Source organism: Pseudomonas sp. UTLPPB19802, from assembly GCF_059730225.1.
Genome location: NZ_AP048545.1, coordinates 6,681,761 through 6,697,493, shown reverse-complemented (window position 1 = coordinate 6,697,493; position 15,733 = coordinate 6,681,761). Strand labels below are relative to the sequence as shown.

Annotated in this window: 15 protein-coding genes; 9 read left to right on the top strand and 6 right to left on the bottom strand. The window is 61.5% G+C overall.

From position 1 onward, the window contains the following. Positions 1 to 49: 49 nt before the first annotated feature. From AC6I6U_RS29455 to AC6I6U_RS29445, 3 genes are all read left to right on the top strand, one after another. Complete coding sequence (locus tag AC6I6U_RS29455; RefSeq protein WP_497879472.1) at positions 50 to 1,258, top strand: MFS transporter; 1,209 nt, start codon at positions 50 to 52, stop codon at positions 1,256 to 1,258. Continuing rightward, positions 1,255 to 1,377: a hypothetical protein gene (locus AC6I6U_RS29450; RefSeq protein WP_497883164.1), complete on the top strand. Its 123-nt coding sequence runs from the start codon at positions 1,255 to 1,257 to the stop codon at positions 1,375 to 1,377. The genes AC6I6U_RS29455 and AC6I6U_RS29450 overlap by 4 nt, the downstream gene beginning before the upstream one ends. Before the next feature lie 85 nt (positions 1,378 to 1,462). Next, positions 1,463 to 2,014, top strand: coding sequence for a glutathione peroxidase (locus AC6I6U_RS29445; RefSeq protein ID WP_497879471.1), 552 nt, complete (start codon positions 1,463 to 1,465; stop codon positions 2,012 to 2,014). Positions 2,015 to 2,090: 76 nt separating this feature from the next. Here AC6I6U_RS29445 and AC6I6U_RS29440 read toward each other — a convergent pair whose 3' ends face one another. From AC6I6U_RS29440 to AC6I6U_RS29430, 3 genes are all read right to left on the bottom strand, one after another. Further along, positions 2,091 to 3,371 (bottom strand): OmpP1/FadL family transporter, encoded by a 1,281-nt coding sequence (locus AC6I6U_RS29440; protein WP_497879470.1) that lies wholly within the window; start codon positions 3,369 to 3,371, stop codon positions 2,091 to 2,093. A 144-nt stretch (positions 3,372 to 3,515) separates the two neighbouring features. Next, entirely contained in the window at positions 3,516 to 3,998 is a 483-nt protein-coding gene (locus AC6I6U_RS29435; RefSeq protein WP_497879469.1) for a hypothetical protein, read from the bottom strand. A gap of 280 nt (positions 3,999 to 4,278) precedes the next feature. Continuing rightward, a complete protein-coding gene (locus AC6I6U_RS29430; protein ID WP_497879468.1) occupies positions 4,279 to 4,503 on the bottom strand; it encodes a hypothetical protein in 225 nt (74 codons plus the stop codon). Between the two features lie 943 nt (positions 4,504 to 5,446). Here AC6I6U_RS29430 and AC6I6U_RS29425 point away from each other — a divergent pair. Both AC6I6U_RS29425 and AC6I6U_RS29420 read left to right on the top strand, forming a co-directional pair. Continuing rightward, on the top strand, positions 5,447 to 5,770 hold the full coding sequence (locus tag AC6I6U_RS29425; RefSeq protein ID WP_497879467.1) for a sel1 repeat family protein: 324 nt from the start codon (positions 5,447 to 5,449) through the stop codon (positions 5,768 to 5,770). A 180-nt stretch (positions 5,771 to 5,950) separates the two neighbouring features. Further along, positions 5,951 to 7,315: a DNA recombination protein RmuC gene (locus AC6I6U_RS29420; protein ID WP_497883130.1), complete on the top strand. Its 1,365-nt coding sequence runs from the start codon at positions 5,951 to 5,953 to the stop codon at positions 7,313 to 7,315. Positions 7,316 to 7,440: 125 nt separating this feature from the next. On the opposite strand, the gene AC6I6U_RS29415 is transcribed toward AC6I6U_RS29420, so the two are convergent. Continuing rightward, the gene (locus AC6I6U_RS29415; protein ID WP_497879466.1) at positions 7,441 to 10,911 is read right to left on the bottom strand and encodes a hybrid sensor histidine kinase/response regulator; all 3,471 of its coding nucleotides are present in this window, start codon (positions 10,909 to 10,911) and stop codon (positions 7,441 to 7,443) included. A gap of 120 nt (positions 10,912 to 11,031) precedes the next feature. Next, on the bottom strand, positions 11,032 to 11,580 hold the full coding sequence (locus AC6I6U_RS29410; RefSeq protein ID WP_497879465.1) for a TetR/AcrR family transcriptional regulator: 549 nt from the start codon (positions 11,578 to 11,580) through the stop codon (positions 11,032 to 11,034). Between the two features lie 91 nt (positions 11,581 to 11,671). On the opposite strand from AC6I6U_RS29410, the gene AC6I6U_RS29405 reads away from it, so the two are divergent. Together AC6I6U_RS29405 and AC6I6U_RS29400 are read left to right on the top strand one after the other, a co-directional pair. After that, positions 11,672 to 12,868: an MFS transporter gene (locus AC6I6U_RS29405; RefSeq protein WP_497879464.1), complete on the top strand. Its 1,197-nt coding sequence runs from the start codon at positions 11,672 to 11,674 to the stop codon at positions 12,866 to 12,868. Positions 12,869 to 12,958: 90 nt separating this feature from the next. Further along, complete coding sequence (locus tag AC6I6U_RS29400) at positions 12,959 to 13,714, top strand: hypothetical protein (protein ID WP_497879463.1); 756 nt, start codon at positions 12,959 to 12,961, stop codon at positions 13,712 to 13,714. Here the strand turns inward: AC6I6U_RS29400 and AC6I6U_RS29395 are convergent. Beyond that, positions 13,701 to 14,657, bottom strand: coding sequence for a GlxA family transcriptional regulator (locus AC6I6U_RS29395; protein WP_497879462.1), 957 nt, complete (start codon positions 14,655 to 14,657; stop codon positions 13,701 to 13,703). The genes AC6I6U_RS29400 and AC6I6U_RS29395 overlap by 14 nt on opposite strands. 122 nt (positions 14,658 to 14,779) lie before the next feature. On the opposite strand from AC6I6U_RS29395, the gene AC6I6U_RS29390 reads away from it, so the two are divergent. After that, positions 14,780 to 15,406, top strand: a complete 627-nt coding sequence (locus AC6I6U_RS29390) for a cysteine hydrolase family protein (RefSeq protein WP_497879461.1) — start codon at positions 14,780 to 14,782, stop codon at positions 15,404 to 15,406. Further along, a complete protein-coding gene (locus AC6I6U_RS29385; RefSeq protein ID WP_497879460.1) occupies positions 15,403 to 15,714 on the top strand; it encodes a cupin domain-containing protein in 312 nt (103 codons plus the stop codon). The genes AC6I6U_RS29390 and AC6I6U_RS29385 overlap by 4 nt, the downstream gene beginning before the upstream one ends. The last annotated feature ends 19 nt before the right edge of the window (positions 15,715 to 15,733 follow it).

Here is a 15,733-nt window from a genome sequence, read left to right as displayed (position 1 = left end):
CTTTTTATTTGGTTTGAAACGGGTATATACCCGATAGCGGAGAACAATAATGACATCGCTTTGGCGTAGCAGTGGCTGGATTCTTCTTGGGAGTGCGCTGATCCTGGCGTTGTCGCTGGGGGTGCGGCACGGCTTCGGTCTGTTCCTGCCGCCGATGAGTGCGCAGTTCGGCTGGGGGCGCGAGGTCTTCGCCTTCGCCATTGCCTTGCAGAACCTGATCTGGGGGCTGGCCCAGCCCTTTACCGGGGCCCTGGCCGATCGTTTTGGTGCCGCCCGGGTGGTGTTGATTGGTGGTGTGCTGTACGCCCTTGGCCTGGTCTTCATGGGGTTGTCGGATTCGGCCTTGAGCCTGTCGCTGAGCGCTGGCCTGCTGATCGGCGTTGGTCTGTCGGGCACTTCCTTCTCGGTGATTCTCGGCGTGGTCGGAAGAGCTGTCGCACCGGAGAAACGCAGTATCGCCATGGGCATTGCCAGTGCCGCCGGTTCATTCGGTCAATTTGCGATGTTGCCGGGCACCCTGGGGCTGATCGGTTGGCTGGGCTGGTCGACGGCCCTGCTGGTACTCGGGGTGCTGGTGGCGCTGATCGTGCCGCTGGTGGCCATGCTCAAGGACAAGCCACTGCCGGTCATGGCCGGCGAGCAGACCCTGGCTGAAGCCCTGCGCGAAGCCTGTGCCCATCCCGGCTTCTGGCTGCTGGCGTTCGGTTTCTTCGTCTGTGGCTTCCAGGTGGTGTTCATCGGCGTGCACCTGCCGGCCTACCTGGTCGACCAGCATCTGCCGGCGAGTGTCGGCACCACGGTGCTGGCGCTGATCGGCCTGTTCAATATCTTCGGTACCTATACCGCCGGCTGGCTCGGTGGGCGGATGTCCAAGCCACGCCTGCTGACTGCCTTGTACCTGGCCCGGGCTGCGGTGATCGGGTTGTTCCTCTGGCTGCCGGTGACCGAGACCAGCGCTTACCTGTTCGGCATGGCCATGGGGTTTCTCTGGTTGTCGACGGTACCGCTGACCAATGGCACCGTGGCGACGCTCTTTGGTGTGCGAAATCTATCCATGTTGGGTGGGATCGTTTTCCTGTTCCACCAGTTGGGCTCTTTCCTTGGCGGTTGGCTGGGCGGTGTTGTCTATGACCGCATGGGCAGCTACGACCTGATCTGGCAGGTGGCGATTCTTCTGAGTCTGTTGGCCGCAGCCTTGAATTGGCCGGTGCGTGAGCGGCCGGTTGCGCGCTTGCAGGCGCAACTGGGGGCAGTGTGAGTTCGCGCTGGTCGAAGCTGTCGACCCTGGCGATTCTGGCACTGCTGCTCGCGCTGGCGTGGTGGGGCTGGCATCGCGGCGGCCTGGCGTTGATGCAGTTGGGCATGGGGCTTTGCTAGTAGTTGCCTACCGGTACCCGCTTGCTAGGGGAGTGCACAGGCGAGTAACGTCGGGGTGTGATCTCTTTACCTGAGGATGCAGGATATGGCGATGCGCTGGTTGTGGGTGCCGATGGCTTTGCTGGCTTTTTCGGGGGCTGCTGCTGCGGCTGATTGTCCCGAGTTGTTGCAGGGGCAGTTGCCCAAGTTGCGGGCCAAGGAGTCCATCGATCTGTGCCAGAAGTTCGCCGGCAAGCCGTTGGTGATCGTCAACACCGCCAGCTTCTGTGGCTTTGCGCCGCAGTTCAAGGGGCTGGAAGCGCTGTATCAGCGTTACAAGGGGCAGGGCCTGGAACTGATCGGCGTGCCGTCCAATGACTTCAAGCAGGAGTCCAAGGATGGTGCCGAGACGGCCAAGGTCTGCTATGTGAATTACGGTGTCACCTTCACCATGACCGAGCCGCAGGTGGTCAAGGGTGATAATGCCGTCCACCTGTTCAAGGTGCTGGGCGAGCAGGGTGGTGCGCCGAAGTGGAATTTCTACAAGTATGTGGTGGATCGCCAGGGCAAGGTGATCGCGCATTTTTCCAGCCTGACCAAACCGGATAGTCCGGAGCTGATCGAGGCAGTGGAAAAGGCGATTGCTTCGAAGCCCTGAGATAGACAGCCATAAAAAACCCGCCGAGGCGGGTTTTTTTCTGTTCAACCGATAAGCCGTTCAGGCTTGCAGCGGATCAGAACTTGTACGTTGCGCCCAGGCCATAGCCCCATGCGCTGTTTTCGTACTTGGCGCTGTAGCTTGCCAGAGTATTGCTTTTATTGACGGTAACGTCTTCTTCCTTGAGATAGGAAATGGCCGCGTCAATAATCAGGTTGTCGCTGATTGCGTAGCCCAGACCAGCACTGATAATGGTGCGATCGCCGGTCGGAATGCGTGGCGAGCGATCAGTGTTGTTGGTCGGCGACTGATCGAAGGTCAGGCCGGTGCGCACTATCCACTGTTTGTTCAACTGGTAGGAGGTGCCCACAGCATAGGCCCAGGTGTCGTGCCAATTCTGTGGCTCACTGATAGAGCCGAACAGGGTGGGCGCCACTCCAATCGGCGAAGAGGCGGTGACACCTTCGTTGTTGACCGTGATGTCCTTCAGGCGGCTCCAGCGGGTCCAGGTTGCACCTGCGTAAACTTTCCATGCATCGTTCACGTCCTGGGTAACCGACAGGTCGTAGGATTCAGGTGTCTCGATTTTCAGCGAGGCGTCATAGCGGGCGCTACGCAACAGGGCTCCAGGAGTACCAGCACCCGCGGTAACGTCAGTGTGCCCCTCAAGCTTGTACTTCACTTTCGAGTGATAGGTCAGGCCTACGCGCGTGGTATCGGTCGCTTGTACCAGGATACCGGCGTTGAAGCCCAGGGCGGTGTCATCACCCTTGATCCTGACATTGGTATCGCCGAAGGCCGGGTTGAGCGTCAGGTCCGATTGTAATTCACCGGAGATACGGTTGATGGTCGGACCGAAACCGATCGAAACCTTATCGTTGAAAGCATAACTGACGGTAGGTTGCAAGGTGACGACCTTTACCTCGCTCTTGCTACCGAATCCACGACCGCGGAAGCCGCCTTCATAGTCGGTAACGAGGCCGAACGGCGCATAGATGCCGACACCCGCGCTCCATTGATCGTTGATCTGGTTGGTGTAGAAACCCATCGGAACGGAAGTGAACGGGACCATGTCACCGTCGTTGCTGCCACTGGAGCGGCCGCCTGGGTTCTTGATATCGGTTTTGGCATCAATAGAGGCTACCCCGACGGTGACTTGCTGGCCCTTCAGGCGTGCCATACCAGCAGGGTTGCCATAAACAGTGCTTGCATCATCGGCAGAGGAGGATCGACCCGCAAAACCAGTACCCATCCCGCTGATGCTCTGTTCGTTGAGGGCGAAGCCGCTTGCGAACAGTTGGGTGGATGCCAGGGTAACGGCGAGGCTGAGTGTGGTCTTGAGCATTACTTTTTTCATTATTAGAACTCCGTGGTGATCACCGAGGCGAAAACTACCAACATTTTTGCTTCGGCGCTATAGGCTGTATCGCAGGAGATAGAGCGGTTTTGTAGGACAATCCAACCAAAATTGTCAGATTTTTCTGAATTTGAAATCGTATGACTAACAGGCGACAAAACTGACCGATGAGTCACAATTTTTCCAGGCGCGGGTGAAGTCCCGCAGGCGCCCTTGTGGCTGGAAAGTCTGTCGCCAGATACGGGCCATTCCGAGCAGGTCGTCGAGGGCGGGCAGTCGCATTTGCTGTTGTTCTATCAGCAGCCAGGCAATGGCTGTGGCGTAGCGCAGATTCACGGTCAGTTCGAGGTGTGGGCTGCTGAGGAAGGCGTGTTGGCTGGCGAGGCCGCGAACCAGGCTGGCCAGTTCCGGGTCATGGGCCAGGTAATGGTCCCAGAGTTCGGCGTGGCGGCGTTCGCCGATTCGATACAGGCCGTGGCCACCCCGATTGTGCAGGGCTGAGCCCAGGTCCGATTGACTGGCGGCGATGCCCAGCAACAGTGCTTCTGCACATTGGCTGTGACGGCCCAGGTACTGCAAGGTCGGGCGAATCACATAAAGGCGCAGTTCCCTCGCGGCAATACCCATGACATCCTCAAGACTGCTTGTGATTTTGTAATCGGCCGGCGAGACCTGGCGCTTGGCAGCGATGGATCGAGCAGGTCTGCCGGAAGCGACCCAAGCCGCTTGAGTTGAAGTGTAGTGTCATATCCTTGCTGTAAAGGACTGTTTTTAAAATATTTAAAACCCGCATCTCCAGCTTGATATATTTATTAGTGATTAGGCTGAACGGCAAAATCGCGAAATTCCAGGCAATAAAAAGCCCCGCTTGCAGGGCGGGGCTGGTGTGTTGCCGTTCGTCCGAACTTCAGGCAACCAATGCCTGGCGGGTGCGTTCGATCACCGCCTGCAGGGGTTCTGCGCTGGAGTATTGCTCCGGGTACAGACGCTCGCTGTGACGAGCGATCCCGTGTTCGTTGACCAGTGTGAAGCTGAAGCAGCCCTTGCGGGCAGCCATGATCAGGCAGTTCATTGGCGCAAAGGCGTTGGTCAGCGTGCGAATGGCGTCCTGGGTGTGGATTTGAGTCGACATAATTATTGGTGTTCCTACAAATGACACGGTATCTGAACCGTGCAGCGTTAAAACGTTCCAGTAATGCCGTGCCACCATTGGCCGGAAAAAGAACCTGACTGGAACAAGGCAGCCAGTTTGCAGCGCTTGAAATATAAGTGGCGCTCGGGCTGGCAGGTAGGTACTCAGGAGGGCAGGCAATCACGACAGGGGCAAAGGTTCTGGGCCCGGGGTGAAGATCCTGATCAATTTGCAGGTTGGTTCGGTCGGAGAAAAAATCCTTGGCAACACCCTTTGCTATCGATTCAAAGGCTGTGTTCGCGCAAGTTTTACCTGGAAACCATCGAGGTGGTCGTTCCCTGTTTTCAGTCGCCGGCTTCTTCGAAGGGGCAGGCCAAGGGATATGTTCGACCAGAATTGACTTTCAGCTTGGTACTAACGGCGCGAATACTAGCGTATTGATAAGCGAAAGGGAAGGCTTTCTTGCAAAAAATGCCGTGGTGCTCATGGCTAGGCCTCGGCGTTTTTTGGCCTGCTCGATAGGGAGGCACTCGATCTCATTCTGGATCAGGTCACCAGTCTTGCCGCAGGGCCTTGCCCCATCAGCTTGTGCAAAAAAGGTGCGCCGATATAACCACGCACGTATCACTTGTGCACATTATCGGCCCGGCCTGTCACCTCATTGTCATCTAACTCTCCGGGCCCGCGAATGCCTGTATTGGAAATACAAGTCAATGAAAAATATCGTCTTTTTTTATTGGTGAAAAAATCGACAGTTTGACTGCGAGCCCCGTTCCATGGGGCTTTGCGGGGGTTAAAGGGGGGTTGTCCACTGAGTTATCCACAGCTTCTGTGGATTGTCCCAAGCGCTTGCTCTAGCACGGGCGTGTCGCTTTTTTTCGGCTTTACCTTCGCGAAAAAAAGAGTAGAGTGGCGCGCCCTGCGATTTGCCCTACTGCCTGATATGAAGTTTCGTTCGACCTCATCATCTCCATCTTCGTCCAATACGATTTCGGCCAAGCCAAAGCGTTTTTCGCTGCGTGTCGCTCTCTGGTTGCTGGACAGCCCGAGCCTGGGCCACAACCCCAACGTCAAGCATTTTGCCGGCCGCCTGTTGAAGCAGCCGGCACGCCAGGGCGTCGTGCTGGCCCAACGACGCCTGGGGCAGTTGATGTGCCGTGATTGCGGCAGTTCCCGCGAGCGGAGGATCGGTCACGACCTGCTGCGCCAGGCGGCGCGTGCTGGCGACCAGGTTGCACGACGCGAACTGGGCCTGCTCGAAGACTGAGCTGTCCCTGGCGTAGCGTGTTCGCTACCCTTGACCCTTTGAGTCCGGTGTTGGGCGGGAGTTCTTATGGCGTTGGATCTGACCAGTCTGTTGCTCGGTTTGGCGGGAGCGTCGCTGCCACTGTTGGCGTTTGCCTGGCAACTACAGCGCCGTGGCAGCGCAGCGCAGGCCGAGCTGGCCATGCAGGATGAACGCCTGGCCAATGCGCAACTGGCCCAGGACGGCCTCAACGCTCAATTGGATGCCTGCCGTGACGAGGTCAGCGACCTGGGCCAGGCCAATGCGGCCAAGCAGGCGGAGTTGGCGGCGCTGCGGCGCGAGGTCGAGTTGCTGCAGATCGAGCGCGACAATGCCCGTGATGCCGCCCACGCCTGGAATCTGGAGCGTAACAACAAAGAGGTCGAGCTGCGCCGTCTCGATGCGCAGGTGGCGTCGCTGAGTGCCGAGTTGCGCGAGCAACAGGAAGGCCATCAGCAGCGGCTCGATGACCTGCAAGGCTCGCGGGACGAACTGCGGGCGCAGTTCGCCGAGATGGCTGGAAAGATCTTCGATGAGCGTGAAGCGCGTTTTGCGCAAAGTAGCCAGGAACGTCTCGGGCAGTTGCTCGACCCGTTGAAGGAACGCATCCAGTCCTTCGAGAAGCGCGTCGAGGAGAGCTACCAGGCCGAGGCCCGCGAACGTTTTTCCCTGGGCAAGGAGCTGGAGCGCCTGCAGCAGTTGAACCTGCGCCTGAGCGATGAGGCGACCAACCTGACCCAGGCGCTCAAGGGCCAGAAGACCCAAGGCAACTGGGGTGAGCTGATTCTTGAGCGGGTACTCGAACACGCTGGCCTGGAAAAGGGCCGCGAGTACCAGACCCAGGTCAGCCTCAAGGGGCCCGATGGCGAGCGTTTCCAGCCGGACGTGCTGATCCTGCTGCCCGGCGACAAGCAGGTGGTGGTGGATTCCAAGGTCAGCCTGACGGCCTACCAGCAATATGTCGGTGCGGCCGACGATGTGATCGCCCAGGCGGCGCTCAAGCAGCATGTGCTGTCGCTGCGCAACCACGTCAAGGGCTTGTCCGGCAAGGACTACAAGCGCCTGGAGGGCCTGCACAGCCTGGACTTCGTCCTGCTGTTCGTGCCGATCGAGGCGGCGTTCTCGGCGGCCTTGCAGGCGGAGCCGAATCTGTTCCAGGAAGCCTTCGACCGGCAGATCGTGATCGTCAGTCCAACCACGCTGCTCGCCACCTTGCGGGTGATCGACAGCCTGTGGAAACAGGAGCGCCAGAGCCAGAACGCGCGGGAAATCGCCGAGCGTGCCGGTTGGCTGTATGACAAGTTCGTGCTGTTCATCCAGGACCTGGATGAGGTGGGCAACCGTCTCCAGCAGTTGGACAAGGCCTACGCGGCGGCGCGCAATAAACTGACAGAAGGGCGCGGCAACCTGATCAGTCGCAGCGAGCAGCTCAAGCTGCTGGGAGCCCGTGCAAGCAAGAGCCTGCCTGCGGACCTGCTGGAGCGGGCGATGACCGATGCCGATGGTGTGGTCGAGCTGCCGGAGTAGACCCGCGCGAGTTTGTGCTGGTCTGTTCGCGGATGAATCCTGCTCCCACAGGTTTCGCGGCCTACACAATACCTGTGCCTGGCGCGGTCATTGTGGGCGCCGGATTCATCCGCGAACAGGCACACTCAAAGCGTCAGGTGCCGGCTCAAGAGGGCTCTCAGCGCCGCCGGCTTTACCGGCTTGGCCAGGTAGTCCAGACCTCTGCCATGGACCTGCGCAACGGTCTCCGGCCGGCCATCGGCGCTGATCACCACGCCGGGCAACGGTTCGTTCAGACGGGCCCGCAGCCAGGCCATCAGGTCGGTGCCGGTCTCGCCGTCATCCAGGTGATAGTCCACCAGCGCCAGTTGTGGGCGAATACCCTTTTGCAGTAGTGCCTCGCATTCCTGCCGGTTGCGTGCAGTCCACACCTGGCAGCCCCAGCGGCTGAGCAGACTGTGCATGCCGATCAGGATGCTGTCCTCGTTATCTATACACAGGACCTGGGCACCGCTCATGGGCTGTCCATGGCTCGCCGGGCCGGCACCGGCCACCGATGCCGGTGTGCGGGCCAGCGGTACGCTGACGCTGAAGACGCTGCCTCGTCCCGGCCAGGAGCGCACCTGCAACTGGTGCCCGAGCACCCGGCACAGCCCATCGGCGATCGCGAGACCCAGCCCCAGGCCTTTTTCCGCGCGGGTCTGGTGGCTGTCCAGGCGCTTGAACTCCTCGAAGATCACCTGGCGCTTGTCCTCGGGGATTCCTGGGCCGCGATCCCAGACCTCCAGCAGCAACTGCTCGCCACGTCGGCGGATACCCAGCAGTACCGGGCCCTTGGCATAGCGGAAGGCATTGGTCAGGAAGTTCTGCAGGATCCTTCGTAGCAGCTTGATATCGCTGTCGATCCGCAGGCGGCTGCCACGCACGCGGAACTTGAGGCCCTGTTCCTGGGCCAGGAGCTTGAATTCCGCGCCCAGGGTATCGAACAGTTCATTGACCACGAACGGCTTCGAGTCCGGTGTGATCTTGCCGTTTTCCAGGCGCGAGATATCCAGCAGATCGCTGATCAGGTCTTCTGCAGAACGCAATGAGCTGTCCAGATGCTGCACCAGTTGCTGGGCTTCCTCGGAAAGTCCTTCCTCCTGATGCGACAGCGCGGCGGAAAACAGCCGGGCGGCGTTCAGCGGTTGCATCAGGTCGTGACTGACCGCGGCGAGAAAACGCGTCTTGGACTGGTTGGCCGACTCGGCGTTGCCCTTGGCCTCGGTCAGCGCCAGGTTGAGTTGCGACAGTTCGTGGGTCCGTTCGGCTACTCGCTGTTCCAGGCCTTCGTTGGCTTCGGTGAGGGCCTGCTCGGCCTCGCGGAACGCGGTGATGTCGGTGAAGCTCATGACGAACCCGCCGCCAGGCATCGGGTTGCCGATCAGTTCGATCACCCGGCCATTGGGGAACAGCCGCTCGGAAGTATGTGCACGCCCCTGGCGCATCCAGTGCAGGCGCCGGGCGACATGAACCTCTGCCTCGCCCGGCCCACAGAGCCCGCGTTCGGCGTTGTAGCGGATGATATCGGCAATCGGTCGCCCGACGCTGATCAGCCCGTCCGGGTAGTTGAACAGTTCCAGGTAGCGGCGGTTCCAGGCCACCAGCTTCAGTGACTGGTCGACCACGCTGATGCCCTGGGTGATGTTCTCGATGGCGCCTTGCAGCAGGGCGCGGTTGAATTGCAGCACTTCGGACGCCTCGTCGGCGATGCGCACCACGTCTTCCAGCTGCATCTCCCGGCCCTCGATGGCCGCCTTGACCACTGCCCGGGTCGAGGATGCACCCAGGACACCTGCCAGCAGTCGTTCGGTATGGGCGATCCAATCGCTGTCGGCATTCTGGTTCGGGTTGAAGCCCTTGCCCTGGCGATAGGCGAAGCGGATGAAGCTCTGGCGTGCCCGTTCCTCACCGACGAAGCGCGCAGCGAGGGTCAGCAGGTCTTCGATCTGCACCGCCAGCATCGAGCGTGCGCTGGGACGGGCGCTGATTTCCTGGCCAATGAAGCGCCCGGCCTGCCAGTGCTCCGAGACGCGGGTCCGGGACAGTACAGAAACCCAGGCGAACAGCGTGAAGTTGCCGGCCAGCGACAACACCACGCCCTGGGTCAGTGGCGAAATGGGCAGGTTCAGCGGATTGCCATGCAGCCAGGCGAGGCCGGGGAAACTGCCCAGCGACCAGCCCATGCTGTGGGCGGCAATCGGCAGGACCAAGGTGTAGAACCAGATGAAGGTACCGCCGGCGATCCCGGCGAATACCCCGCGCCGGTTGGCCTGTTTCCAGTACAGTGCCCCGAGCATGGCCGGCGCCAGTTGGGTAACGGCGGCGAAGGCGATCTGGCCGATGGTCGCCAGGCTGGCGGTGGAGCCCAGCAGGCGGTAGCTGACATACGCCAGCAGCAGGATGGCGACAATGCTCACCCGGCGCACCGACAGCATCCAGTGGCGGAACACCTCGAATGGTCGCTCGGAGTTGTTACGGCGCAGCAGCCAGGGCAGCAGCATGTCGTTGGAGACCATGGTCGACAGGGCCACGCTGGCGACGATCACCATGCCGGTAGCCGCCGAGGCGCCACCGATGAAGGCCAGCAATGCCAGGGAAGGGTGGGCCTGGGCCAGTGGCAAGCTGATCACGTAGGAGTCGCGCAGGACCTCGACAGGCAGCATCATCCGCCCGGCCAGGGCGATGGGCACCACGAACAGCGCGGCGAGAATCAGATAGGTGGGAAACACCCACTTGGCCAGTCGCAGGTCCTGGGGTTCGATGTTCTCCACCACGGTGACGTGAAATTGCCGCGGCAGGCAAATGATAGCCATCATCGCCACGCCGGTCTGGACTACCATGGACGGCCAGTTGACCGTTTCTTTCCAGTACTCGGTCAGTAGTGCCGAGTTGCGGGCCTGGTCGAACAGGTCGTCGAAACCCTCGTAGACGCCGTAGGTGATGTAGGCGCCGACCGCGAGAAAGGCCAGTAGCTTGACCAGGGATTCGAAGGCGATCGCCAGCACCATGCCGCGGTGGTGTTCGGTGGCGTCGAGGTTGCGGGTACCGAAAAGGATGGTGAACAGCGCCAGTACCAGCGAAACGATCAGCGCCGTGTCCTGGGCGCGCACGCCCATGGCGTCGGCCCCGGCACCGATCAGCAGGTTCACCCCGAGAACGATGGCCTTGAGCTGCAGGGCGATGTAAGGCAGCACCCCGACCAGGCAGATCAGTGCCACCACTACCGCCAGTGACTGTGACTTGCCGTAGCGGGCGGCAATGAAGTCGGCGATCGAGGTGATGTTCTCCTGCTTGCTGATCAGCACCATCTTCTGCAGGACCCAGGGTGCAAATACCAGCAACAGCACCGGGCCGAGGTAGATCGGCAGGAAGGCCCAGAGCTGGTCGGCGGCCTGGCCGACCGCACCGAAGAAGGTCCAGCTGGTGCAGTAGACCGCCAGCGACAGGCTATAGACCCAGGCGCGAACCCGCGGCGGCAATGGCGCGCTGCGACGGTCGCCATAGAAAGCGATGGCGAACATGATGGCCATATAGGCCAGGGCGACGACGGCGATCAGCCCGCTGGACAGCGACATGTAAACTCCCGGCAAAAGACATCCCGAGGGCAGTCCGGCCCCGGGCCCCCAGTCTCGCACGATGGCCGGGCGGCGTCAGTGTCGACCAAGGTCGCAGCGTGGCCTGGTGTCGCAGCCTGCTCAGGTGTCCAGGGCGATGTCGATCAGGCGGTGCAGTTCTTCGACGGTCAGGTGGGCATTGGAAAACAGTACCCGAAACACCGTCGGCGCGACGATCAGGTTGATCAGGTGATCGATGGCGGGCAGGGGCTGGCCGTCCTGTCGGTAGCGATCGAGAATGATCCGCAACTGTGCACTGAGGATTTCCACGCAGTGGCAGGGGATGGACGCGCTGTTCTGCACGTCGCGCATCATGTTGCGTCCCGGCTGCGAACTGATCTCGTCCAGGTACTGTTCGGCCCAGGCTCGCAGGTCGCCGAGTAGGCTGCCGGTGTCCAACGGTGGGCGGTCCGGCTGCATGCGCGCCAGGGCGACGTCGGCCAGCAGCTCGGACAGGTCGCCCCAGCGTCGATAGATGGTCGACGGGGTAACGCCGGCCAGGCTGGCGATCTGTGGCACGGTGATGCTGGAGCGCTCCTGTTCTTCAAGAAGCGTACGAACGGCCGCATGAATCGATTCCTGGACCCGGGCGCTGCGGCCACCGGGGCGGATACTCTCTTTTATCGCCATGGATAAAACCTTAACACAAAGAATTTGCTTTAAGCGAAAACCAGTAGCACACTCCACAAAAGCAAAAATTTAGCTTTTGTGGAGTGTGCCCATGTCCAACCGTGCTGAACTGCCTGTCTCGAATCGTTCCGGGCTGGTGTTCCTGTCGATCACCTTGCTGACCTTTCTCGCCGCGTCCAGCGCGCCGACTCCGTTGTATCACCTGTACCAGGAAACAATGGGGTTTTCCGCAGCGACCCTGACGCTGATTTTCGGCGTCTATGCATTGAGTCTGCTGGCCGCCTTGCTGACGGTCGGTTCGTTATCCGATTACCTGGGACGCAAGCCGATGATTTTCAGTGCATTGCTGCTGGAGATCATCGCCATGGGCCTGTTCATCATGGCCGACAGCATACCGTTGTTGATCGCCGCCCGCGTGCTGCAGGGCTTTGCGACCGGGATGGCCACCAGTGTGCTCGGTGCAGCGCTGCTGGACCGCGACAACCGCAGGGGGCCGCTGGTCAACAGCCTGGCGCCGCTGCTGGGGATGGCGTGCGGAGGTTTGGGTTCCGGTCTGTTGGTGGAGTTTTGCCCACGGCCGACGCAGTTGGTGTACGAGCTGTTGTGCGCCTTGCTCCTGTTCCAGGCCCTGTATGTCTGGCGCCTGTCGGAGAGTGTCAGTGCACAATCTGGCGCGCTGGCATCCCTGCGGCCGACCCTGCATGTGCCGCCACAGGCACGGCGGGCGCTCTGGTTGTCGTTGCCGGTGGATGTCGCGGTGTGGATGGTCGGTGGTTTCTACTCATCCCTGGCGCCGTCGCTGGTCCGGGCAGTCACCGGTTCGACCTCGAACCTGATCGGCGGTGGCCTGGTGGCGATCCTGACCCTGAGCGGCGCCGCCGCGATTTTTGCCCTGCGCGAGCGGGCGGCGGACAAGGTTCTGCAATTGGGGGCCGGCTTGCTGGCGGTCGGTGTGGTACTGGTGTTGGTCGCCGTGTACGAGGCGAGCCTGTCGTTGTTCTTTGTCGGCACGCTGATCACCGGCAGTGGCTTCGGTGCCGGTTTCCTCGGTGCGCTGCGCAGCGTCGTGCCATTGGCGCTGCCCCATGAGCGGGCGGGGCTGCTGTCGGCATTCTATGTGCTCAGCTACCTGGCCTTCTGCATGCCGGCGTTCCTTGCCGGGAGCCTCAGTCGCAGCCTGGGTCTGATCGTCACGACGCAAGGGTACGGCGCTGTGCTGATCCTGCTGTTGCTGGGCGCCCTGCTGGTGTTGCGCTTGCAGCGTCCGGCCAAGGCGTGCGCTGCCTGAGGGTTGCTGGCGGGCGCTAATTGAAAGTCGTGGAGACGGGCGGCGGGCGATCCTGTTACGGATTCATTATCCGCTTGCCTCAGGACGCTCATGCCTGCCTCCATCTCCCGGACGTTCCCGCTGGACGCCGATCACCTGGCGCGCCAACTCGCGGGCGCGAATCTGTCGCAAACCTTCACCCTGGTCCTTGAGATAGCCGAGCAGCCCTTGTCCCGCCAGGCGGTGCTGCTATTGGGCACGGGTGTGTTGTCGGCTCTCGGGCGGCAGTTGCGGCACGTCCTGCCTGGAGCGGCGATGCGGTCGCGCGGGGCGTTGCCCCTGGCCTACGCGCTCCACACCCTGCGTGAGGCCATGCTATTGGAACCGGATCCCAGGCGGCGGGTGTTGCTGGCCCATGAATGCATCGATTGTTTGCTGGCAGGTCGACGTGGGCGTTCGATCGGCAGGCGCATGGCCGTGCTCCACGGCCTGGAGTCGATGGACCTGGTGGTACAAGGCTTTATCGCCCTGGTGGAAGTCTGTGCCTCGATCCTCAGGGATCACGCTTTCATCATGGCGCGCCTGGGTATCGCTGCCGGCTGGTTCGGTGGTGATGCCGGCGTTGCGAGGAAGTTGGGGCGACCGGCTTTTTATGGTTCGGGTGGGCATATCAGCCGGGCGCGCTTCGCAATCATGCGCAATATGCTGCTGCGTGGCGATGAAATACGGCGACCGGCGCCGGGTATGGAGCCGCTGCTGGATCTCTCCTGGTTAAGTCGGGAATACCAGATGGATCTTTACCAGGGCCTGCCCGGCACCGTGGAGTCGCCGCCGGAGGCAACCGTGACCTGGCTCAGCGCCCGATGAATTGCGCGCGGTAGGCCGACGGCGAAATATGCAGCGAAGCATTGAAGTGCTGGCGCAGCGACAGTGCGCTGCCGAAGCCGGATTCCACGGCGATGGCCTCGATACTCTTGGCGCTGCTTTCCAGCAGGCGCTGGGCATGACTCAGGCGTTGCCCCAGCAGCCACTGGCCAATGGTGGTCCCGGTCATCTGTCGAAAGTGCCGGGTCAGTGAGCGACGGCTCATGGCCGCGCGCTCCGCCAGTTCATCCAGGGAGTGGTCGCGGGTGAAATGCTGCCCCAGCCATTGCAGTAGCTGGCCGATGCGGTCCTGTTCGCCGGCGGTGGTGATCGGCCGCTCGATGAATTGTGCCTGTCCGCCCGAGCGATGGGGCGCGATCACCAGTCGACGGGCCACCTTGTGCGTAGCTTCGGCCCCACACAGTTGCTGCATCAGGTATAGGCAGCAATCAAGCCCCGCAGCAGTGCCGGCCGAAGTCAGCAGGTGGTCGGACTCGGCATACAGCACATCGGCATCAAGCTGGACTTGCGGGTAGCGCCGGGCAAAGGCCGTGGCCCAGTTCCAGTGGGTAGTGGCCCTGCGGCCGTCGAGCAGGCCGGCCTCGGCCAGCACGAAGGCGCCCAGGCACAGGCCGACGATCCGCCTGCCCCGGGCATGTGCTTGGCGCAAGGCAGCGAGCAGGGGCTCGGGCGCTCGTTCCTCGGTGTCGCGCCAAGACGGCATGATGATCACATCGGCCTGCTCCAGCACGTCCAGCCCGTGGTGCACCTGGATATCGAAACCGGCAGAGGTACTGAGCGGCCCCGGTTCGAACCCGCAGACCTTGAGGGCAAAGCGCGGCATATCGATGCCTTCACGCTGCTCGGCGAACACCAGGGCCGGCACGGACAGGTGGAACGGGCTGATGCCGTTGAAGGCGATCACGGCGATATGAATGGTACTCATCGAGATGGCCTCGGGCGGATGGGTTTGGCCTGATCTTATCGAATATTGTCTTTCAGGCCACTTATACGTTTTGCGGTAGCAGGCAATCATGGGCTCCCGAAACCACTACCAGGTGCAGCACCATGTCCCAAGCTCCCCGTCGTGCGCTGATCGTGATTGATGTGCAGAACGAATACGTCAGCGGCAACCTGCTGATCGAATACCCGCCGGTCAGCGAGTCGCTGGCCAACATCGGCAAGGCCATCGATGCGGCCAATGCCGCGGGTATTCCGGTGGTAGTCGTGCAGAACGATGCTCCGGCCACCTCGCCACTGTTCGCCATTGGCTCGCCAGGCTGGGAGTTGCATCCGGTGGTCGCCTCGCGCCGCCATGATCATCGGCTGAACAAGACCCTGCCGAGTGCCTTCGCCGGCACCGACCTCACCCAGTGGCTGGCGCAACGCGAAATCGACACCCTGAGCGTGGTCGGCTACATGACCCACAACTGCAACGCCTCGACTATCTTCGAAGCCACCCACCTTGGCCTGGCGGTCGAGTTCCTCGAGGATGCCACCGGTTCGCTGCCCTATGCCAACGAAGCGGGGCGAGCCAGTGCCGAGGAAATCCATCGGGTGTTCAGCGTGGTGTTCCATACCCGCTTCGCCGCCGTGGCCAGCACCGCGCAATGGCTGTCGGCGGTGGAGCAGGGCGTGGCCCTGTCGCGCTCTTCGATCCCGGCCTCCAACCAACAGGCACTGCAGCAATCATGACAGTCATCCGCAGTCGAGATTTTACCGGTGCCCGTCCCTGGGCGGCACTGGACATTGCCAGCATGAACGGCATCAGTACCCGCCTGCACTGGACCGACCAGCCCTACATCTGGCACGTCAACGACGGGCAGGAAGTATTCGTGGTGCTGGATGGTCAGGTGTGCATGCGTTATCGCCAGGACGGTGTTGAACAGGTCATGATGCTGGAGGCCGGCGATATCTTCTACGCGGGTATCGGCTGCGAGCATCTGGCCGAGCCGCAAGGCCCGGCGCGGGTGCTGGTGATCGAGAGTGAGGGCAGTATCTGAGGTATATCTTTAAAATAGA